This is a genomic window from Algibacter agarivorans (assembly GCF_039543245.1).
GTDB classification, from domain to species: Bacteria; Bacteroidota; Bacteroidia; order Flavobacteriales; family Flavobacteriaceae; genus Algibacter_G; species Algibacter_G agarivorans.
The window spans coordinates 171,505-192,558 of the sequence record NZ_BAABJJ010000012.1 but is presented as its reverse complement, the minus strand read 5'-3'; the positions used below and the strand labels follow the sequence as shown (position 1 = coordinate 192,558).

At 34.3% G+C, this 21,054-nt stretch carries 20 protein-coding genes; 6 read left to right on the top strand and 14 right to left on the bottom strand.

The window, feature by feature from the left end; all coding sequences use genetic code 11:
- Positions 1-18: 18 nt before the first annotated feature.
- The 12 genes from ABD935_RS05725 to hemA all read right to left on the bottom strand — a co-directional run bounded on the left by ABD935_RS05725 (position 19) and on the right by hemA (position 12,102).
- Positions 19-549: a methylated-DNA--[protein]-cysteine S-methyltransferase gene (locus tag ABD935_RS05725; protein WP_345190719.1), complete on the bottom strand. Its 531-nt coding sequence runs from the start codon at positions 547-549 to the stop codon at positions 19-21.
- Positions 549-1,634, bottom strand: coding sequence for a CNNM domain-containing protein (locus ABD935_RS05720; RefSeq protein WP_345190718.1), 1,086 nt, complete (start codon positions 1,632-1,634; stop codon positions 549-551). The genes ABD935_RS05725 and ABD935_RS05720 overlap by 1 nt, the downstream gene beginning before the upstream one ends.
- Before the next feature lie 118 nt (positions 1,635-1,752).
- Positions 1,753-2,622 carry a hypothetical protein gene (locus ABD935_RS05715; RefSeq protein ID WP_345190717.1) on the bottom strand — a complete coding sequence of 290 codons (870 nt, stop codon included), beginning with the start codon at positions 2,620-2,622 and terminating at the stop codon, positions 1,753-1,755.
- Positions 2,623-2,639: 17 nt separating this feature from the next.
- Positions 2,640-3,599, bottom strand: coding sequence for an Ig-like domain-containing protein (locus ABD935_RS05710; RefSeq protein WP_345190716.1), 960 nt, complete (start codon positions 3,597-3,599; stop codon positions 2,640-2,642).
- 114 nt (positions 3,600-3,713) lie between these two features.
- Complete coding sequence (hemB, locus tag ABD935_RS05705; RefSeq protein WP_345190715.1) at positions 3,714-4,706, bottom strand: porphobilinogen synthase; 993 nt, start codon at positions 4,704-4,706, stop codon at positions 3,714-3,716.
- A gap of 6 nt (positions 4,707-4,712) precedes the next feature.
- Positions 4,713-5,714 (bottom strand): WG repeat-containing protein, encoded by a 1,002-nt coding sequence (locus ABD935_RS05700; RefSeq protein ID WP_345190714.1) that lies wholly within the window; start codon positions 5,712-5,714, stop codon positions 4,713-4,715.
- A 13-nt stretch (positions 5,715-5,727) separates the two neighbouring features.
- Positions 5,728-6,630: an oxygen-dependent coproporphyrinogen oxidase gene (gene hemF / locus ABD935_RS05695; protein ID WP_345190713.1), complete on the bottom strand. Its 903-nt coding sequence runs from the start codon at positions 6,628-6,630 to the stop codon at positions 5,728-5,730.
- A gap of 104 nt (positions 6,631-6,734) precedes the next feature.
- Entirely contained in the window at positions 6,735-7,277 is a 543-nt protein-coding gene (locus tag ABD935_RS05690; RefSeq protein WP_345190712.1) for a GNAT family N-acetyltransferase, read from the bottom strand.
- Positions 7,267-8,025: an EI24 domain-containing protein gene (locus tag ABD935_RS05685; RefSeq protein ID WP_345190711.1), complete on the bottom strand. Its 759-nt coding sequence runs from the start codon at positions 8,023-8,025 to the stop codon at positions 7,267-7,269. The genes ABD935_RS05690 and ABD935_RS05685 overlap by 11 nt, the downstream gene beginning before the upstream one ends.
- Positions 8,026-8,154: 129 nt before the next feature.
- Positions 8,155-9,186 (bottom strand): uroporphyrinogen decarboxylase, encoded by a 1,032-nt coding sequence (gene hemE, locus ABD935_RS05680; protein WP_345190709.1) that lies wholly within the window; start codon positions 9,184-9,186, stop codon positions 8,155-8,157.
- A gap of 86 nt (positions 9,187-9,272) precedes the next feature.
- Entirely contained in the window at positions 9,273-10,847 is a 1,575-nt protein-coding gene (gene hemC, locus ABD935_RS05675) for a hydroxymethylbilane synthase (protein ID WP_345190708.1), read from the bottom strand.
- Positions 10,840-12,102: a glutamyl-tRNA reductase gene (gene hemA / locus ABD935_RS05670; protein ID WP_345190707.1), complete on the bottom strand. Its 1,263-nt coding sequence runs from the start codon at positions 12,100-12,102 to the stop codon at positions 10,840-10,842. The genes hemC and hemA overlap by 8 nt, the downstream gene beginning before the upstream one ends.
- A gap of 189 nt (positions 12,103-12,291) precedes the next feature.
- Between hemA and ABD935_RS05665 the strand changes: the two genes are divergently transcribed.
- The 6 genes from ABD935_RS05665 to ABD935_RS05640 all read left to right on the top strand — a co-directional run bounded on the left by ABD935_RS05665 (position 12,292) and on the right by ABD935_RS05640 (position 17,465).
- The gene (locus ABD935_RS05665; RefSeq protein WP_345190705.1) at positions 12,292-13,191 is read left to right on the top strand and encodes a helix-turn-helix transcriptional regulator; all 900 of its coding nucleotides are present in this window, start codon (positions 12,292-12,294) and stop codon (positions 13,189-13,191) included.
- 65 nt (positions 13,192-13,256) lie between these two features.
- Positions 13,257-13,424, top strand: coding sequence for a hypothetical protein (locus ABD935_RS05660; protein WP_345190704.1), 168 nt, complete (start codon positions 13,257-13,259; stop codon positions 13,422-13,424).
- Positions 13,425-13,487: 63 nt separating this feature from the next.
- Complete coding sequence (gene hemH, locus ABD935_RS05655; RefSeq protein WP_345190703.1) at positions 13,488-14,522, top strand: ferrochelatase; 1,035 nt, start codon at positions 13,488-13,490, stop codon at positions 14,520-14,522.
- Between the two features lie 2 nt (positions 14,523-14,524).
- The gene (locus ABD935_RS05650) at positions 14,525-15,073 is read left to right on the top strand and encodes a CopD family protein (protein WP_345190702.1); all 549 of its coding nucleotides are present in this window, start codon (positions 14,525-14,527) and stop codon (positions 15,071-15,073) included.
- Between the two features lie 95 nt (positions 15,074-15,168).
- Positions 15,169-16,626: a sensor histidine kinase gene (locus ABD935_RS05645; RefSeq protein ID WP_345190700.1), complete on the top strand. Its 1,458-nt coding sequence runs from the start codon at positions 15,169-15,171 to the stop codon at positions 16,624-16,626.
- Between the two features lie 56 nt (positions 16,627-16,682).
- Positions 16,683-17,465, top strand: a complete 783-nt coding sequence (locus ABD935_RS05640; protein ID WP_345190699.1) for an enoyl-CoA hydratase/isomerase family protein — start codon at positions 16,683-16,685, stop codon at positions 17,463-17,465.
- A 103-nt stretch (positions 17,466-17,568) separates the two neighbouring features.
- Here ABD935_RS05640 and ABD935_RS05635 read toward each other — a convergent pair whose 3' ends face one another.
- On the bottom strand, positions 17,569-18,267 hold the full coding sequence (locus tag ABD935_RS05635) for a hypothetical protein (protein WP_345190698.1): 699 nt from the start codon (positions 18,265-18,267) through the stop codon (positions 17,569-17,571).
- 4 nt (positions 18,268-18,271) lie between these two features.
- Positions 18,272-20,866, bottom strand: a complete 2,595-nt coding sequence (locus tag ABD935_RS05630; protein ID WP_345190697.1) for a T9SS type A sorting domain-containing protein — start codon at positions 20,864-20,866, stop codon at positions 18,272-18,274.
- Between the last annotated feature and the right edge of the window lie 188 nt (positions 20,867-21,054).

Sequence of the window (21,054 nt, the reverse complement as noted above, 5' to 3'; positions counted from 1 at the left end):
ATTTCTTTGAAATTAAGGTTAAAAAAGAGATTGTTGTTTATAAGGACTTTCATGTTCCAATAGCCATTTTTTGCGGTATAACCCACCAGCATAACCTGTTAAACTACCATCGCTACCGATAATACGATGGCATGGTACTATAATCCACAAAGGGTTTTTACCATTGGCATTTGCGACGGCTCGAATTGCTTTTACATTACCTAATTGTTTTGATAATTCTAAATATGAAGTTGTTTTTCCATAAGGGATCTGCTCTAATTGTCTCCAAACTTTCTTTTGAAAATCAGTACCGTTTGCATTTAATTTAAGGTCGAATGTTTTACGGGTTCCTTCAAAGTATTCCTTGAGTTGAATGACGCATTCTTCCAATGCAATAGGAATAATATCTGTGATTTTTTCTTTAGATTCCTGCTTTCGCAGGAAAGACAATTCATCTGATTTTCCTTCGGAAAGTTCTATATTATTAAGAACCGTTACAGACGAAATACCATCCTCATCACCAACAATTTTAGTGAAACCTAAAGGCGAATTGATGATACAGGTTTCCATTATTCTGAAGGTTTGTTTTCTTCAAAAATACCCAATTTTTTAGCACGTGTTTCCCAACTTTTTCTGGCTAAATGTTGCAGGTCTGAAACGTTATCGCTTTCGTCCATAATTTCTAAACCAAGAAGCGTTTCAATAACATCTTCCATGGTTACCAAACCACTAACGGAACCATATTCGTCAACGACCAATGCCATGTGGTTTCTGCTTTCAATGAGCTGTTCAAACAAATCAGGAATCGGTAAATTTCTATCAATTATTATGATATTTCGTTTTAACTCGGATAACTTTTTATTGCCGTGGCCAAGTGCCATTTCTTTAAAAATTTCATCTTTTAAAACAAGTCCTATTATATTGTCTGGATTATCTGAATAAACAGGAATTCTTGAAAAACGTAGATTTAAATTTCTATTAAAAAAGTCTTCAACGGTGGTGTTTTGGTCTTCAGTTAGCATGACCGTTCTCGGAGTCATGGCATCTTTAGCAAATACCTCTTTAAAAGTGAGTAAGTTTTTAATGATTTTACTTTCGTTTTCATGAAAAACACCTTCTTCATGTGCCATATCTGTCATAACCATAAAACCTTCCCTGCTTAAAATACTACCGTGACCTTTGCCACCAATTAGTTTGGTAGTGAGTTGAAGTAACCATAAAATCCCTGTCCATTTTAACGGAAAAATTAAAACGATTAATGCTTTTGACGTAAAATTGGCTAATTGTTTCCAATAGGTAGCACCAATGGTTTTAGGTATAATTTCTGAAGCTACTAAAATTAAAAACGTCATAATTGCAGATACCACACCCACGGTGTTGATTCCAAAAAGTTCAATTTTAAAAGGTAGTTTTTCGGCTTCGATACCTACCATCATTGCTCCTAAAGTATGCGCAATGGTATTAAGTGTGAGTATGGCAATAAGTGGTTTGTCTACATCTTTTTTTAGAGTTTCTAAAGTTAAAGCATAGTTTTTGCCTTCTTGCTTTTTAACGTTTATAAAAGTTGGTGTAATACTCAACAATACAGCTTCGAGAATAGAACATAAAAAGGAAAAGAAAATAGAAATAGTTGCCCAAAAAATTAATGTGGTCATTAAATAGGTTTTAGTTGAAGGCTAATTTACGAAAGTAATTTAATACCATCCTTTGTATGATGGAATAGAATGTAAATCGATTATTTCATTATCAAGACCAGATAGGGTTTATGGGTTATTATTTGATATCTAAAAATATACCTCCAGAAATGGAAGGTGCTGCATAAACTAGTTTTCCAGACACCGCACCTGTATAATTAAAAGAGACGCCTACTTTTTTTGTAATATAATAAGCAATTTCTGCCCCTAAACTTACATACTCAATGTTGTTGGCAAAAATGCTCCCTTGTGAATTTTGAGCACTTAATTCACCGTTTCTAAGTGATTCTAAAATATCTACTCTTCCTATTATCCACAATTTGTCTTTTAAAATATTACTTCCAATTTCTAAGCCGGCTCTAAGTTCATCAGAGAAACCATTAGTTCTGTTATTGAAACCTAAATAAGTTTTAGCGTATGATGGTATTGTGCCTAGATTAAATGATGTTCCAAGATTGGTTTGTAGTAATTGATTAAATTCACCATCGCCTGTTTGAAAGCTACCATCGCTTCCTCCAGAATTATCACCAGTAGGGATTCCTAATTTTAAAGTTGCTGATAAGGCATAGTTACTGGTTTTAAGAATGCCGTATCTTAGACCTATTTCTACGTCTCCAAAACTATTAAATGCTTCGCCTTTAGATATTATTTGACCTGTAGTGCCTGATACCTCATCATTTTCTACAGCTCTTGAAAAAAATGGAATATAGGTGATAACGTCAAATTTATTAGAGATTCCATATTCGCCATAAAAACTAATATTAAATTGACTTCTTGTGATATTGGGGTCAGTTTCGCCAGTATCTGTGTAATGTTGGTCTGCCTCTAAATACCAAGCAGATAATTTATAGTACCCTTTCCCTTTTTCTTTAGTCCATTGAGAAAAAACAGAGTTAGAAAATAAAAAAGCAAGTATTATTACAAAAAGAATTTTTTTTGAATTCATCATTTTAAAAAAGTAAATTATTAATCGTTTATTTTTCCTTCGCCTACCTTAACACCAAAGGGTTTACACCAATATAGCACATAGGAATAATCGTTAATACCTTTGTTCTCTATAGTATAAGAATGTGCACCGCTGAAAACGGTTACAGCACCTATTTCAAGGGCACTACCAATAGAGTTAGGGTTGTTGCTTAAATAAATATAAAGCCCTGGTAAACTAGTTGAAGCCTCATAATTACTAGCGATAGATAATTCTAAGCTGTTAGAATTATCTATTTCGGATAAAGTAAAATCTCCTTTTAAAGTATAGCTACTTGTAGTTGTTATAGTTCCAGATTTTGAATTTGGATTTTGGGCAACCTCAGTTATAGTTATAGCAGTAGTATTTTCTATAGTTTTATTATTTACAACTGTTTGAGCTTTTATAGTTGCTGTACCTTTAGAAATACCGGTAACTAAACCATTGCCATTAACTGTAGCTACAGAAGGGTTGTTGCTTGACCAAGTAATAGTAGTGGCTTCCTCCTCCCCTAAAGTATTATAGTAGGCAACATTATATTGGTAGGTTTTAGAAATGGCAATGCTTCCCGTTGGGTTTAAAAATACTATTTCTTCTGATTTTGGACCAGAAGTATCCGCAGTTATAATTATAGGGATAGTGTTTTCTATGGTTTTGCTATCTACAATTACTTGTGCTTTTATGTTTGTTGACCCTTCTGAAATACCGGTAACTAAACCATTAGTGTCTACAGCAGCAATGGAAGGGTCTTCGCTAGACCAAGTAATAGTTACAGTTTCTTCTTCTCCTATATTATTAAAAAACCTAATATTAAGTTGATAGGATTCAGAAGCAGAAATACTTTCTATGGGATTTAAAAATCGAATTTCTTCAGGAATAGCATCATCAATTGTGTCCTCGCCAATGCAATTGTATAAGAGAACAGTAGTAATTAGAATAAAGGCCAAATGTATTTTTCGCATAACATTATATTTTGGTACTAAGTCGTTAGTATAAGTTGATAATTACATTAACAGAAAAGAAATGTTAAGAATTCTTATTTTTTTATGCGAATTATTTGTCTGAACAATAAGAATTTACAAATTCAAAAGTTTAACAACATCTTTAGCAAAATAACTCGCTATAATATCGGCACCTGCACGTTTAAAAGCTGTAGTTGTTTCCATCATCACTTGGTCGTGGTTTAACCAGCCTTTTTCTGCAGCAGCTTTAATCATGGCGTATTCTCCAGAAACTTGATAAACGGCTACAGGCACATCTACTTCATTTTTAATGTCTCTAAGAATATCTAAATATGAAATACCTGGTTTTACCATAACGATGTCTGCACCTTCGTCAATATCCATTTCGGTTTCTCGAATGGCTTCAAAACGGTTGGCGTAATCCATTTGATAGGTTTTTTTATCTTTTGGAATATCCACCAAATCAACAGGAGCAGAATCAAGGGCGTCTCTAAATGGACCGTAAAATGCTGAGGCATATTTAGCTGAATAACTCATAATGCCTGTATTGATAAAACCTTCATCTTCTAAAGCTTCACGAATAGTAAGAATACGACCATCCATCATATCACTTGGTGCTACAAAATCAGCACCAGCTTGCGCATGAGAAATACTCATTTCTGCTAAAAATTCAGCAGTTTCATCGTTGATTATTTGTCCGTTTTCGATAATGCCATCGTGTCCGTAAACTGAATATGGGTCTAATGCCACATCTGTCATTACCACCATATCTGGACATGCATTTTTTACGGTTTTAATAGCGCGTTGCATTAATCCATTTGGGTTTAATGCTTCTGTGCCTTTATTATCTTTTAAGTTATCAGGGACTTTTACGAAAAGTAATACCGATTTTAAACCTAGCTTCCAAAGCTCTTTTACTTCACCTTCTAACAAATCTAAACTGTAACGAAAGTAATTTGGCATGGATGGAATTTCATCTTTAATACCTTTGCCTTCAACTACAAAAAGTGGAACCAAAAAATCGTTTGGTGTAATTATGGTTTCACGAACTAAGGAGCGGATTGCTTCGTTGGTTCTTAATCTTCGGTTTCTTCTAAGTGGGAACATAGTTTTTTATTTTGGAAGAAAAACTTCACCAGTAGTTTTGTCGACATATCCTGAGAAGTTTCCTTTTTCTATTAATAAGTAATTCATTAAAGTATAATAATATGGGTTGTAAGAACCGATATAAAAGCCAGTAGTTTCAATTTTATCATATTCAATGGGAATAATAATTTTATTTCTATTGATATCAAAATAGCCGTATTTGTTATTTACTTTAATAAGAGCAGCGTTATGATTATAAAGATAGATTATTTCATCATAAAGAAAATCCAAAATCATTTTAAAATTACTGTTTAGAAGACCTTGTTTTCCGTTTTTACTAACAATTGATAGGGTAGGGTAGCATTTATCGGTTCTTTCAACGTCTTGAATTAGTTCAATTTCTGAATCTATTCTGTTAAGTTTTTTCTTAAATCGCTTTAAGGCCTTGTCACAAGTTGAAGCTTTGGAACCTAAAATAGAGATTTTGGGATGCCAGTTATTTGCGACAGAATTGGTTTTAGGGCTTTCTGATTTAGAAGCAACCTTTTTTGGAATATTCCATGACCTTTTATACTTACCATTAAAACCAAATACTTTAGCTTCTTTAGAATTGCTTATTGTTATTTCATTTTGGGGCATATTAATTGATAAAACCAATTTACTTGTATTGCTGATAGTTAATACTATTTTTCGTAAATCAAGGTTGTAGACGTTTGTGTTTTGAGTTGTTTGTAGTATTATAACTGGGGCATGAGTTGCATTAATATTCTCGTAAATAGGTTTAGCTAATACTTCTCCATTTTTGTTTAAAACACCAAATAATGAATCTTTCTTGTATATGGCTAATGGATATTTCCCATCATGATTTTTGAAAAATGGAATTTCAAATCCGTAAGAGGGCTTCATTAAAACTTTTTTATCAGAATCAATAATACCCCATTTTCCATTTTCGCTAAACGGAAACACACCATATTGGGAAAAGGCATTGTATCCAGAAAGAAGCGTAAATATTATAATATAAAGTCTCATCACTTTATTAAATTTATATCCAATCTATTGGATTCTTCAATACTTCAATTAATTTTTCTTCATCACTTCCCGCTTCAGGATGATGGTCGTAAACCCACTGCACATGTGGTGGTAAACTCATTAAAATACTTTCAATACGTCCGTTAGTTTTAAGCCCGAACAATGTGCCTTTATCATGTACTAAATTAAATTCTACATAACGTCCACGACGGATTTCTTGCCAGTTTCTTTGTTCTTGAGTGTATGGTAAATCTTTTCGTTTTTCAACTATTGGAATATAAGCATCTAGGAAACTATCGCCAACTTCAGTTACAAAGTTATACCAATTTTCCATAGTCATGGTTTCTGAAGCTTTGCAATAGTCAAAAAACAAACCTCCTAAGCCTCTACCTTCATTTCTGTGTACATTATAAAAGTATTCATCACAACGCTTTTTATAAGTTAGATAGAATTCTGAGTTGTGTTTATCACAAGCTGTTTTGCAGGTTTGATGAAAGTGTTTTGCATCTTCCTCAAATAAATAATAAGGTGTTAAATCTTGTCCGCCACCAAACCAACTATCAATGATGTTTCCATCTTTATCATACATTTCAAAATAGCGCCAGTTGGCATGAACCGTTGGAACCATTGGGTTTTTAGGATGTAATACTAAGCTTAATCCACAAGCAAAAAAATCGACATCGCCAACTTTAAAATAAGCTTGCATTGATTTTGGTAGCTTTCCATGCACACCAGAAATATTAACGCCACCTTTTTCAAAAACATTGCCATTTTCAATAACTCGTGTTCGTCCACCACCTCCTTCTGGACGTTTCCAGATATCTTCTTGAAATTTGGCTTTCCTATCAATGGTTTCAAGCTTTGATGTAATGCGGTCTTGTAAATCTTGTATGTATTGGTAGAATTTGTCTTTCATTGATTCTGTTTCATTCAAACCTACTAGGTCTTCGATACCTTGTAAATTACCTGTTTTTTTTTACTTGACCTACAAGGTTTTTAAAACCTTGTAGGTCTTTCTTGTTATTCAATCTCGTTATACAATTCGTATAATTCCATGTTTAGTGGGCTCTTTCCTGGAGGTGTAAACTCATTTTTGAGCGTTTTAATCCAAGTAAAGTTATTGTTTTCTGCAACTTTAACGCTTCCTATATTATTCTTGTAAACAATAATTTGAAGGGTTTCGAAACCCATTATATCAAAAGCATAATCAGATAATTGTTCTATCGCTTCAGTCATTACCCCTTTCCCCTCAGCCGTATAATCTATACAATATGCAAATTCGCCTTGTTTTTTGTTCCAATCGACTTTTTTGATGTATACTAAACCGATTAATTTATTGGATTTGTTTTCTCTTAAAGTGAATAAAAATTCTTCTTTAGCTTCGAACTGTTTGACCTTTTTCGCGACAAAAATGTTTGATAAATCTGGAGTTAAATTTTGCTCTAATGTTTTTGGGAAATAGTGTTTTAATCGGTCTTCATTAGCTACTGCAAAATTGCAGATATTCCAACCATCTTTTGGATGGATTGGGATGATATGATATGAACCAAAATTAAGCGGCATGTATTGGTTTGTTTTTAAGTTGAAGTGCTTCTACAGTTCTTGTTGAAGCTGCTGTAACTGATAGCGGCAGCACTAAAATTACGCCAATTATTGGAATTAATAAAAACAGTATAAATACAATGCCGTTACCGATTGCTAAACCACGATGTTTACGAACAAATTGTAAGCTTTCTTTATATTGAAAATGACGCTCTAAAGTATAATCCATATTTCCAAAACCTGCATAATAGGCCTGCACCATAAATAACAAAATAGTTGAAAATATGTTGACTATTGGGATAAACTTTAGAAGCAAAATTGGAATAGTCAAAAGCAATTCCATGATTAGGTTTCTGCCGTTTATTTTGATGCCACGGAAAAGTTGTTGAACAAAGGTGGTGTCTCTATGTGAATGCGGTGGATTGCCTGTAAAATGGGCTTCAATTTTTTCTGAAACCGGACTCATAAATGGTGCAGATAATGCCATTATGATATGTTTGAAAAGAATGAGGCCTATAACTACAACAATGAGTCCGCCTATAAAATTGCTAATTGAAGAAAAGGTTTCTTTACCCCAATCCCAAATCCAGATTTTTGAAATGAAAACACCAATATTATCTGATAATCCGTAGGCTGAACCAAATACTGCAATTGCTGTTACCAGACTAATTATCATGGGAATAGCAAAATACTTCCAAAGTTTTAATTTTGAAATTAAACCGAAAGCACCGAAGTATGCTTTAATTCCTGAAATGATGTTTTTAATCATAAGGCCTCTCCCCAGTCCTCTCTAAAGCAGAGGGAGTTTGGGTCGTTTTATTGTTTAAGTTTCGTTCCTAATTTAAAAGTCATTTTACAATGTATTCAATTGAGTACGAGTTTCTCCCCATCGGGGAGATTAAGAGGGGCTTTTGTACTCTTTTACAGCATCTATAAACGCCTTGGCATTATCTAGCGGAATGTTGGGTAGAATACCATGGCCGAGGTTTACGATGTATTTGTCTTTACCAAATTCGTTAATCATTTGGTGTACCATTTTCTTGATTTCTGCAGGTGGAGAAAACAGACGTGTTGGGTCAAAATTTCCTTGTAGCGTAATGTTGCCACCAGTTAAATAACGTGCATTTCTTGGAGAACACGTCCAATCTACACCTAAAGCCGAAGCTCCAGATTTTGCCATTTCGCCAAGTGCGAACCAGCAGCCTTTACCGAAAGCGATAACGGGTGCATCGTCTTTTAACGCGTCTATAATTTGCTGGATGTACTGCCACGAAAATTCTTGGTAATCAACTGGCGAGAGCATACCTCCCCAAGAATCGAATACCTGAACGGCGTTGCAGCCTGCTTTTACTTTCTCTTTTAAATAAGCAATAGTAGTATCTGTGATTTTCTGTAATAGTTGGTGTGCAGCAATTGGGTTTGTAAAGCAAAATTCTTTGGCTTTATCAAAGTTTTTACTGCCTTGACCTTGTACACAATAGCACAAAATGGTCCATGGTGAGCCAGCGAAACCTATTAACGGAATTTCGTCATTAAGCTTTTCTTTGGTTGCTTTTATGGCTTCATAAACGTAATTTAAAGCTTCTTTAACGTCTGGTACAATAACGTTATCAACGTCTTTTTGAGAGCGCACAGGATTTGGTAAATACGGACCAAAATTTGGTTTCATTTGCACCTCGATATTCATAGCTTGAGGAATAACCAAAATGTCGCTGAATAAAATAGCAGCGTCCATTCCGTATCTTCGGATGGGTTGCACGGTAATTTCACTTGCTAATTCTGGAGTTTGGCAACGTGTAAAGAAATCGTATTTAGCTTTGATTTCCATGAACTCTGGAAGGTAACGTCCTGCTTGACGCATCATCCAAACGGGTGGACGGTTTACTGTTTCTCCTTTTAATGCTCTTAAAAATAAATCGTTCTTTATCATATCTTGTCATTCCTGCGAATGCAGAAATCTTATTAATTGAAACTTAATTATTATGAGATGCTGAAACAAGTTCAACATGACAAACGTTATACATAATATTCGTTCACCAACTCAATCACACTCTCTACAGTTGGTACTTTTGCAATTCTTACATCAGTAAAATGTTTTTTTGCTTCTTTAGCTGTAGTTTCACCAATGCAAAAAGCAATGACGTCACCTTTGTTCCTTCGTACAAAACTTTCAACGGTTGAGGGGCTGTAAAACATCACACTTTCCACAGAATCATCTACTTTAAAGCCATCGTATTTAGTTTGGTAAGCTTCAATTTCATGAACTTCAATGTTGTTTTCTGTTAGAATAGTTGGTAAGGCATCCAATCTTATATCGCTACAAAAGTAAGTGACTTCTGTGCCTTCTACATACTCGACTAAATATTCAGCTAACTTTTTAGCATTCTTTTCAGTGTGTTTTACTTTACCTATTTTGTTTTCTACCAAACGTTTGGTTCTGCGCCCAACACAGTAGATATTTTTAAATTGTAATTCTATTGCAGAATAGTTTGTAGTTAATGATTCAACAGCATTTTTACTGGTAATCACAACATTCTGAATTTCATTTTTTAATAAACGAGGGTGAATACGATTCAAGCTTATTTTTATAAAATCGGTACTTTCTGCAACTACCTTTTCATGAAATAATAAACGTTGGTCTTCAGTAAAACTCTTTGTAGAAAACACATTCGTTTTTTTGCTAGATTGTTTAATCTTATCCATTAAACGTTTACCACCGCGTTCAATTACAAAATCGGCACAATACTGGGCCATATCATGATGTTCACCTAGTTTTTTAACTCGGGTAACATCAATTCTTTTTGTGCCATCAGGACTTAATAAAACGCCTTTAAAGTTGATTTCTTCATCTTTAATATAGGCCAAAGCACCGATGGGCGCTGTGCAACCACCTTCTAATTTATTTAAAAACTCACGTTCGATCGTGGTACAAATTTCGGTTTCTTCGTGGTTTAGTGCAGCACATGCTTCTTTTACAAATTCATCTTCCTCTAAAGCAGTAATCATGATGGCACCTTGTGCTGGCGCAGGAATCATCCAATCTAAATTGATAGCTTCTTCTGGTCTGATACCAATACGACCTATACCTGCCGCTGCGAAAATGGCACCATTCCAGTCATTATCTTCCAATTTTTGTAAACGTGAATTTACATTACCACGTAAATCTGTAATAGTATGTGTTGGAAAGCGATTTAGCCATTGTGCTCTTCTACGTAAACTGCCAGTTGCAATAATAGCTTTTTTAGCACCTAAAAATTCTTCATTGTCTTTAAAAACAAGCGTATCATTTACGTTACCGCGTTTTAAAACGGCTGCTTGAATAATGCCTTTTGGTAAAACTGTAGGCACATCTTTTAAAGAATGAACCGCAATATCGATGTCATGATTTAACATGGCAATATCTAAAGTTCTGGTAAAAATACCTGTAATTCCTAATTCGTAAAGCGGTTTGTCTAAAACTAAATCGCCCGTAGATTTTACGGGAACGAGTTCTGTTTTATGACCTGCATCTTCAAGTAAACTTTGTACTATTTTGGCTTGCCATAGTGCTAATTCACTATCGCGCGTGCCAATTCTTATGGTTTTAGACATTTTTTGTAGAAGGTTCTAACTGAAATACTTTTTTAATAAGTTCCAGACTATCGTCAGTAGATACGTCATCATCTTTTAAATGATGCGCAAAATGGTTAGTAATTTTTTGAATGATGTTATTGCTAATCAACTCCGCTTGAGCTTCATTAAAATCAGCATTTTTTTTGCGTTGTGTATCTAATTCTGCAGTAGCAAAATCAGATAATTTATGTTTTAAAGCTTTAATAGTAGGAGCAAACTTTCTGGTTTCTAACCAACTATTAAACTCGGCTTTTACTTCTTCAATAATCACTTCGGCTGAAGGAATATGAGCTTTTCGCGCTTCTAGAGTTTCATCAGTAATTTGAGATAAATGGTCTAGATGGACAAGCGATACATGTTCTAATTCTTGAACATTTTCGTCAACATTCTTGGGAATGGATAAATCTAAAATTAAGAGCGGCTTTTCTGCTTGGATAATGTGCTTATCAATAGTAGGTCGTTGCGCTCCCGTAGCTACAATTAGAATATCAGATTCACTAATTTCTTCTTGTAAATTTGCATAATCTTTAACCAATAAATTAAATTTTCCAGCAATTTGCTCTGCTTTGGTTTTTGTTCTGTTGATTAAGGTTATATGCTCATTTTTGGTATGTTTTACTAAATTTTCACAAGTGTTTCTGCCAATTTTCCCTGTTCCGAATAATAAAATATTTTTATTAGAAACGTTTTCAATATTTTTGAAAATATATTGTACTGAAGCAAAAGAAACAGATGTTGCACCTGAAGAAATATCGGTTTCTGTTTTAATACGTTTACTAGCTTGAATAACTGCATTTACCAAACGCTCAGTAAAATGATTTAATAAGCCATGTTTTCTAGATAGTTTAGCGCTAATTTTTAACTGACTAATAATTTCAAAATCTCCAAGAATTTGGCTATCTAAACCAGAACCCACACGAAACATGTGTGCAATAGCATCTTTGTTTTTGTAGATGTAGGCAACTTCTTGAAATTCTTCAACCGTTCCACGCGTATTATCACAAAGCAATTGGATTAATTGAAAGGGGTGTTGCGCAAAACCGTAAATTTCGGTTCTGTTGCAAGTAGAGGTAACCACCAAACTTTCAATATCATTTTCTTTAGCTTGAGTTAACAATGCTAATTTAGATTCTTCGTCCAAACTAAAGTGCCCTCTTATATCTGCATCGGCTTTTTTATAACTCAAACCAATGGCATAAAAGTAATTGCTTCTTGAAATATTGTACTTCTGCATGTTTATACCTGAAAATGTGAAGCAAAAATATAGGGATGGCTTAAAAAAAAGTAACGCTCAAAGAACTTTTAGTATCGTTTCGAGTTTTTTAGCGCTGTTTTTTCTTAAAACATGATAAATGTCATACTTTTGTGGTGTATCGGGTTGGTTTTAAGTGGTTAATCTAGAACGAATCTAAATAACAGAGCTATGAATCAAGAAATGAATGCTAATAAAAGTGTCGCTAAAAGTTCTTTTGAAGAAACAAAAGTTGATGAAGGTGTTTTAGTACTGGCGTATAAAAATGAAACAACCAAAATGCAATCTGTTGCTAAAGAAATAGATAGCGACTATATTCAATTCCATTTTTGTATCAAGGGTTCTAGTCAATTTGTTTTTAATGAAGGGCGATATCGACTAAATATTCTTGAGGAAAACTCATTGTTACTTTATAATCCGCAGCGCGACCTTCCAATACATTTAGAAATAAATCCAAATTCGTGGATGGTTTCCATATTAATATTCATTAAAACCTTTCACGGGTTATTTTCGCAAGAAGCCGATTATATTACTTTTTTGAGTGAAGATAATAAGGATAAGAAATATTATAAAGATGGTGTTATTTCACCTTCTATGGCTATCGTTTTAAACCAGTTAATCAATTATAATCTTAATCAATCCATCAAATCTTTGTATTTTAAAGGGAAAGCTTATGAGTTGTTGAGTTTGTATTTTAATAGAAGTGAGGATGCCGATATTGAGCAATGCCCATTTTTAGTAGATGAAACCAACGTGATTAAAATTAGAAAAGCAAAGGATATTATTGTGTCGAGAATGGCCGAACCACCCAGTTTACAAGAATTAGCAGATGAAATAGGATTGAGCCTTAAAAAACTAAAAGAAGGGTTTAAACAAATTTACGGCGATTCGGTCTTTAGCTTTTTGTTTGATTATAAAATGGAAGTAGCCCGAAAATTATTGGAAGCTGGAAACGATAATGTAAACGAAGTAGGGCATAAGGTAGGTTACAGTACATCTAGCCATTTTATAGCTGCGTTTAAAAAGAAATATGGTACAACTCCAAAGAAATATGTGATGTCGTTGAGTTAAGTTAGAAAATGTAAGCCTTATGGTATATCTTAGACCAAGGTTAAATATAAAAGCCCTTTTAAATCATGAAATATCTAACCCCAGAAATAGCCGCATTGTCTAAAACTAAAATCACCAAATCATTAGCACGCTCCAATACGTCTTGTGGTATTTTTCAAGATTGTGATTATAAAGAGCAAAGACCTAAGTTATATCATCAGCAAAAATTGGAAGAGAAAACATCTACTAAGTAATTATAGGATGGAATTATTTGGAGCTAAATATTATGATTGCAATTTGTATTGTATTTTTGCAATATGAAAAAAGGAATCTTATTAGTTAATCTCGGTTCACCAGATAGTCCAAATCCAAAAGATGTTAAAAAATATTTGGGAGAGTTTTTAATGGACGAGCGGGTTATTGATATCCCGCTTGTTGCACGAACAGCTTTGGTAAAAGGTATTATATTGAATACCCGTCCCAAGCAATCGGCAGCAGCCTATAAAAAAATTTGGTGGGATGAAGGGTCTCCGTTAATTGTTTTGTCTGAAAGGCTTCAAAAGAAAATACAAAAACAAGTAGAACAACCTGTTGTATTGGCTATGCGTTACGGTAGTATGACCATTAAAAAAGGACTTCAAGAATTAGTCGATAAAGGTGTGGATGAGGTGTTGTTATTCCCTTTATATCCGCAGTTTGCTATGGCAACAACGGAAACCATTACTGTATTAGCCGAAGAACTTCGCCAACAACATTTCCCGAATTTAAAAATTGAATCTGTTCCGGCGTTTTATAACAAACCTGATTATATCGAGGTGCTTTCAAATTCAATAAAAAAACATTTGGAAGGTAAAAATCATGAACATCTGTTGTTCTCATACCACGGTGTTCCAGAGCGGCATATCAGAAAAAGCGATGTTACAAAATCGCATTGTAAAATAGATAAAAGTTGCTGTGTAACCCCAAGTAAAGCCCACGAGTTTTGCTATAAGCACCAATGTTTAGAAGTAACCCGTTTGGTTGCAGAAAAACTTAAATTTAAAGAAGGTACCTACTCAACATCCTTCCAGTCCCGTTTAGGGTTTGACCCATGGTTACAACCTTACACCGATAGAACTATTGAGCGTTTAGGTAAACAAGGCATCAAAAATATGGCAATAGTAACGCCAGCCTTTGTAAGCGATTGTCTTGAAACTTTAGAAGAAATAGCCATGGAAGGTCAGGAAATTTTTCATGAAATGGGAGGAAACGATTTTACAACAGTACCTTGCCTAAATGACGATGAAGAATTTGTGGCATTACTATCTAAATGGATAAATACATGGTCAAAAACGCCAGTAAAAATTAGTTAAACATGGAATATTATCAATATATAAAATCATTTCATCTTATTTTTGTCATCACCTGGTTTGCGGGTTTATTTTACATTCCACGATTGTTTGTATATCAAATTGAAGCCTATCATAAACCATCTCCAGATAAAGAAATTCTTGGTAAACAGCTCAAACTTATGGCAAAACGCCTATGGTTTATCATTACGTGGCCATCGGCTATTTTGGCAACGCTATTCGCTATTTGGCTACTCATTTTACAGCCCTATTGGTTGCAGCAACCTTGGATGCAAGTAAAATTAGCCTTTATAGTTTTACTTATTATCTACCACCTAAAAACGCATCAATATTATAAGCAATTACAAAACGATGTGGTAAAAAAATCATCCAGTTTTATGCGTATTTGGAACGAAGGAGCCACATTTATTCTTTTTGCAGTTATATTTTTAGTCGTCCTAAAAAGTGCCATTAATTGGATTTGGGGCGTTGTAGGTATCATTATTTTAGGTGTTTTTATCATGTTGGGTTTTAAAATTTACAAAAATATTCGAGACAAAAACCCTGAAGCGTAACTAAAATTCCAAGCGGAAGTAATTGGAATTTTGTTTTTAGAATTTGAAAACAGCGCTATACGGTTTTTGGTGTGATTATTGCTATATTTAAGCCAATGAAATTTAAAACACCTTCTTTACGTACCCGTATTTTTCTAGCCATGATATTACTTGTGTTATTGGCATCTGTACTTATTTCTGCGGTAGCGATTTATCAATACAAAGAGCAAAGTTCAGATTATCATAAAGGGCGATTAGAACGTAAAGAAGAAAACATTCAAAACCATTTAAAACGGGTTTTGAACGGTAGACAAAACACATGGGAAGTAAAAACCGAAAACATTCAGTTTATTTTTAAAGAAGAAATTTATAATATTGCCGATATACATAAACTTCAAACAAATTTGTATGATTTAGAAGGCGGGCTATTAATAAGCTCCAAAGCAGATTTAAACCAAGAAACCACCGAGGAGTGTTTAAATGCTGATATATTAAATGCGCTTTCCAATACGGCTTCACATAGGTTTGTGGATAAACACAAAGAAAACGGCGAAACGTTCCAATCATCTTATACCTATATTTTAGACCAAAAATCTAAACCTATAGCCATTTTAAATTTACCATATCTAGAAAAAGATGATTTTCTGTCCAAAGAGCTACAAGAGTTTTTACTGCGTATAGGTTATGCCTTTGCACTGGTATTACTTATGGCCATTGCTATTGCGTTTTTATTATCCAAGTACATAACTAAATCTTTAAAAACGATTAGTGATAAAATTAATACCACGAGATTAGAAAAGCGCAATAAAAGAATTGATGTTGATGATACGAGCGAAGAAATCTCCACTTTGGTGAATTCGTATAATAGCATGATTGACGAACTTGAAGAAAGTGCCGTGCAATTAGCCAGAAGTGAACGTGAACAAGCTTGGAGAGAAATGGCAAAACAAGTGGCACACGAAATTAAAAACCCGTTAACGCCCATGCGATTAACGGTCCAAAATTTCCAGCGAAAGTTTAATCCAGAAGACGAAAATATCCATTCAAAGGTAGATGAATACAGTAAAACCTTGATTCAGCAAATAGATACCATGAGTTCTATAGCCTCCGCATTTTCAAACTTTGCAAAAATGCCAGCGCAGCAAAATGAAACGCTGAATGTGGTGAAAATTGTAAAATTAGCATTGGATATTTTTAATGAAGATTATATAGTTTTCACAGCGGATAAAGAAGAAATTATCGCAAAATTTGATAGAACACAACTTATACGTGTGGTAACTAATTTGGTTAAAAATGGTATTCAGTCTATTCCAGATACCCAGATACCAAAGATTGTAATTAATGTTGGAGATGACAATGGTAATGTAGTTATTACTGTATCCGATAATGGTTCAGGAGTTTCGGAAGAAAATAAAGATAAAGTATTTGAACCAAAATTCACCACTAAAACAAGTGGTATGGGTCTTGGACTGGCTATGGTAAAAAATATAGTAGAAACTTATAAGGGAAGCATCTCCTTTGTTTCAGAAAAAGATAAAGGCACAATTTTTAAAGTGTCATTTCCTAAAGAATAAATATATAATTAATGTCACCTTGATCGCAGTCGAAAGGTCTTTTAATAAAACAAAAAATGTCTTACAACAACATAATTTCCCAACAAAACAATGGCATAGTTACTATAACCATAAATCGTCCAAATAAGTTAAATGCTTTAAATAAAGAGACTATTGAAGAGTTGCACGATGCATTCGACGTTGCAAATAAAGACCAAAACACCAAAGTTATTATTGTAACTGGAAGTGGCGAAAAAGCATTTGTAGCTGGAGCAGATATTAGCGAATTTGCAGATTTTAATGTGAAACAAGGTAGTAAGCTAGCTAAAAAAGGACAAAAAATATTATTCGATTTTGTTGAAAATCTTTCAACACCAGTTATAGCAGCAGTTAATGGTTTTGCATTAGGAGGTGGATTGGAATTGGCAATGGCGTGCCATTTTAGAGTGGCGAGTAATAATGCTAAATTAGGATTGCCCGAAGTGTCATTGGGCGTTATTCCTGGGTATGGCGGCACGCAACGTTTACCACAACTTATTGGTAAAGGACGTGCTATGGAATTGATTATGACCGCTGGAATGATTGATGCCAACCAAGCTTTAAATTATGGTTTGGTAAATCATGTTACTACGCAAGAGGAATTACTCCCGTTTTGCGAAAAAATAGCAACTAAAATATCTCGTAATTCTTCAGTGGCCATTAGTTCAGCTATAAAGGCGATAAATGCCAATTTTAAAGATGGAGTTAACGGCTTTGATATTGAAATACAGGAATTTGGAAACTGTTTTGGAACTGATGATTTTGAAGAAGGCACCACAGCTTTTTTAGAGAAGCGTAAGGCTGAGTTTCCTGGGAGATAAATTGGTATTATATATCATCTAATGGTCTTCATGCTTATGTGTTCGTAATAAAAAACGACTGAAGTTTAACTCCAGTCGTTTAAAAAATATTGCTGTTATATATTTAGTTCACACTAAAGTTCCAAACTTGTCCTAAGGCTTGTCCACCTTTATCATCTTTGGCTACTACTTTCCAATAGTATGTTGTTGCAGCGTTTATGTTTACTGTTAAAGATTTTGTACTTTGGTTATCACCAACCTTAGTTGTTGGCGGATTAGCAGTGTCAAAATACACATCATAAGTTAATGGGTCGTTATCAACATCACTGGCATTCCATTGTAAATTGGTAGTCGCGCCAGAAACAGCCCCGTTATTAGTTGGAGCAGTTAAGTTTGGTGCAAAAGGTAAATGATTTACTTCTGCTACACCCTCTGTATAAAATTGAAATACGGTAGAATAATCGCTTGACAAACCTTTACTGTCTGTAGCTTTAACACGCCAATAATAAGCAATACCTTTCTCTAAAGTAACAGGTTTTGAATTATTATTTGTGGAGGTAATTGACTCTTCAATACTAGAAAATTGATTGTTTTTAGAAATTTCAAGCAGATAGGTTATTTGATCTCCATTAGGATCTATAGCATCAGCCCATTCAAATAAAAGTGTGTTTGAAATACACAAAAGGTTATTAGTTGGATACGTTAACGAAGCTACTTTTCCCGGAGCTTTGTTTTCTTCGATGGGAGGTGTGTCATCACCACCACCGCTAGAACAAGATGCCATAATAATGACAAGTACTAATAATAATTTTATATTTTTCATATTTTTATTTTTTTATAATTTTAACATTGATTGGTTTGTTTGCTATAATTTTTGCAAAGTAGATTCCTGATGGTCTATTGTTTAAGCTAAGGTCAACTATTCCAGAATTAATTTGATATATTTTTGAAGAAACCAACTGCGACTGAATGTTGTAAATCTCGATAGCAACCTGCCCGTTAGTTATTGGGAGTAAAAACTGAAAGTCTCCAGTTGTAGGGTTAGGGTAGGGTTGAATATTTCCAAAAAAGTCGATATTTTCAACAATTACACCTTCGCAATCTTTACTTGATTTAACTTTTACAATATCACCATGATCTACAGCAACATCAAATGAAGTACTTGAAGTTTCTTGAACAACTTCATTATTTACAGTAACAGTAAAAGGTGCTGTGCCCGTTTCTATGGCTACGGATAATTTATTGACACCCAAATTAGATTTACTGGTTATTGCAGGTGATTCTTTAATCACCACACTAAAACATTTACTTTCGCTATCACCTTTAATGGAAATACATAAATCATAAGTCCCAGGAACAATGTTTTCAATGTCTAATGTTTGTGTGAAATCTGTATTGGAACCATTAAAAGTTGCAACATAGTCTTCTACAAAACCTGCAGATATACTAATTTTACCATTGTCTTTATTTGGGCAAGTCTCAGAAGCAGCAGCAATAGTGAACTGAATATCAGAAATCACAAGTTTTTCTCCTTCACCTGTATCTTCAATAGCATTAACACCTGCTGTCCATCGTGTGCCTCCAAGTTCATAAGCGCCAATATCTGGAGCAGCTCCTTTAAAAGGTTTTGTAAATCCTGAAATGACTTGTGCTTTATCAATAACAGCACTACCAGATTTTGGCATAAAATTTTGACCGTCGGCATTTTCAAAAGGAGAGGTGCTAGAAATCACATTGTCTTTTATATCAAATTCGCTTGGACCATTGCCAGCAAACCAATCGCCATCACTTGCAAAATTATTATAAACTTTATTATCCTTTTGTTCACGACCATTAACCCAGGATCCCATGGCTCCACCAGTATTCCAAATGGTATTATGGAAAAAATCTAAATTAGTATTGTTCCAGTTTACTTGGTAGCCAGTCCAAGATACATTCCAAATCACATTATGGTGTACCACGTAGCCCTTACTGTCGTTATCTAAATAGATACCCGCAGCTTTAGCAGAACCTCCAGTACCATACGAATATGATGGCGCGGTAGCATCATGAAACCAATTGTGGTGTATTTCACAATTTTTTAAAGAGGTATTTCCAACCGTATAAAATACACCAGAGTCACTATTTATTTGTTGAGACCCAGACACATCGTTATAGGCTGTTTCACAGTTAGCGCCCGCAACATACATGCCATCTCTTCCAGCATTAACAATAGTGTTTTTTAGTATTTTCATGTTGTTAGCACTAGTTCTTATTGGTGATGCATGAATTCCTAGGTAGTCTGTATTGCTTATATAGTTTCCTTCAACAGTACAATTTGAGGCTGCCCAACCAGCTATATTTATACCACTTACCGAACTATGGTCAATGGTACAACCTTTTATTAAGGTGTTATCTCCAAGAACATCAAGAGCTGCCTCTCCAACCTGAGCGGATGAATTAGCCAAATCATCATGTCCTTCACTACCGTGAATTATTTTACAATTAATAATTTGGTTGTTATCTGCATTATTATCGATCCTAACACTACCTCCGAAAAAGTTTAAACCTTCAAGTTTAATATAATCTCCTTGTAATTGTGCTGCATATTTAGTTCTTGCATATTCAACAGTACCATCTGCAGGCATGGCGCCATTAGCTGTTTGAAGATAAAGTGTCTTTGTGCCACCATCATAATACCATTCACGAGCATGGTCTAGAGCTTCCAGCTTATTGAAAAGGTATAACTGCCCTCTTTCATTCCCGGGGTAATCCCTCCAAACTGTTGGGTTATGAGGTGTAAAAGGCCAACTATTAATATTGACTGTTGTAAAATCAATTCTAGAAGTTGTGCTTCCTAAGATAGTTCGTGTCCAACTAGTTCCAGAGTGTGCTCCAAGATAATAAACCATGCCACCAGTCCAATTTATATTTGGAATGTTATTGGCAAGAAAATGAGAGCCATCACCTCCTGTAACAGGAGCACAATCAACTGTCCAGCGATTATTATCTGTATTATTAGGCCATCGGGCTAAATCCATATATTCATTATTATGGTAAACAGCACGGAACCTACTTTCAATACCCATGGTTACATTAGCTTTGTAGATATTTCCACTATGCAGTTGCCAACCACTTACTGCTGTGGTAGCTCTGATTTCGACATCTTCACCATCGGCAGCTTTGAAAGTTAGTAGATTACCGTTAGTTCCATTTTTGTTAATTATTAACGCTTCTTCATAGACACCACCTTTGATGATACATACGTTTCCTGCCGACATTACAGAAACGGCTTTATTAAAAGTTTTGTAAGGACTCCCGTTGGAGCCATCTCCTGTTACATCATCTCCATTTGTTGCAACATAAACATTTTGTGCCGTAAGAAATGAATTAAATGAAATTAAAAAAAGAAGATAAATGAGAAGTTGTGTGGTTTTTTTCATAGTACTTTAGGTTTTATAACAAAAATAGAAGATTAAAAAAAATGAAGATTGAAGCATTGGTTTTTTTTCTATAACATATGTTTTTTAATGAACGATTTTCAATGTGAAAAGCAGAAAATAAATAGTTCAGTGTATTTTTATAATGAGTCTTTAATGTATAAAAGCCTATTTTAAAATAAGTTAGCTTA

Bases quoted from the DNA above. Each gene is read 5' to 3' on its own strand.
- ABD935_RS05725 (WP_345190719.1), bottom strand. From the start codon at position 549: ATGGAAACCTGTATCATCAATTCGCCTTTAGGTTTCACTAAAATTGTT.
- ABD935_RS05720 (WP_345190718.1), bottom strand. From the start codon at position 1,634: ATGACCACATTAATTTTTTGGGCAACTATTTCTATTTTCTTTTCCTTT.
- ABD935_RS05715 (WP_345190717.1), bottom strand. From the start codon at position 2,622: ATGATGAATTCAAAAAAAATTCTTTTTGTAATAATACTTGCTTTTTTA.
- ABD935_RS05710 (WP_345190716.1), bottom strand. From the start codon at position 3,599: ATGCGAAAAATACATTTGGCCTTTATTCTAATTACTACTGTTCTCTTA.
- hemB (WP_345190715.1), bottom strand. From the start codon at position 4,706: ATGTTCCCACTTAGAAGAAACCGAAGATTAAGAACCAACGAAGCAATC.
- ABD935_RS05700 (WP_345190714.1), bottom strand. From the start codon at position 5,714: ATGAGACTTTATATTATAATATTTACGCTTCTTTCTGGATACAATGCC.
- hemF (WP_345190713.1), bottom strand. From the start codon at position 6,630: ATGAAAGACAAATTCTACCAATACATACAAGATTTACAAGACCGCATT.
- ABD935_RS05690 (WP_345190712.1), bottom strand. From the start codon at position 7,277: ATGCCGCTTAATTTTGGTTCATATCATATCATCCCAATCCATCCAAAA.
- ABD935_RS05685 (WP_345190711.1), bottom strand. From the start codon at position 8,025: ATGATTAAAAACATCATTTCAGGAATTAAAGCATACTTCGGTGCTTTC.
- hemE (WP_345190709.1), bottom strand. From the start codon at position 9,186: ATGATAAAGAACGATTTATTTTTAAGAGCATTAAAAGGAGAAACAGTA.
- hemC (WP_345190708.1), bottom strand. From the start codon at position 10,847: ATGTCTAAAACCATAAGAATTGGCACGCGCGATAGTGAATTAGCACTA.
- hemA (WP_345190707.1), bottom strand. From the start codon at position 12,102: ATGCAGAAGTACAATATTTCAAGAAGCAATTACTTTTATGCCATTGGT.
- ABD935_RS05665 (WP_345190705.1), top strand. From the start codon at position 12,292: ATGAATCAAGAAATGAATGCTAATAAAAGTGTCGCTAAAAGTTCTTTT.
- ABD935_RS05660 (WP_345190704.1), top strand. From the start codon at position 13,257: ATGAAATATCTAACCCCAGAAATAGCCGCATTGTCTAAAACTAAAATC.
- hemH (WP_345190703.1), top strand. From the start codon at position 13,488: ATGAAAAAAGGAATCTTATTAGTTAATCTCGGTTCACCAGATAGTCCA.
- ABD935_RS05650 (WP_345190702.1), top strand. From the start codon at position 14,525: ATGGAATATTATCAATATATAAAATCATTTCATCTTATTTTTGTCATC.
- ABD935_RS05645 (WP_345190700.1), top strand. From the start codon at position 15,169: ATGAAATTTAAAACACCTTCTTTACGTACCCGTATTTTTCTAGCCATG.
- ABD935_RS05640 (WP_345190699.1), top strand. From the start codon at position 16,683: ATGTCTTACAACAACATAATTTCCCAACAAAACAATGGCATAGTTACT.
- ABD935_RS05635 (WP_345190698.1), bottom strand. From the start codon at position 18,267: ATGAAAAATATAAAATTATTATTAGTACTTGTCATTATTATGGCATCT.
- ABD935_RS05630 (WP_345190697.1), bottom strand. From the start codon at position 20,866: ATGAAAAAAACCACACAACTTCTCATTTATCTTCTTTTTTTAATTTCA.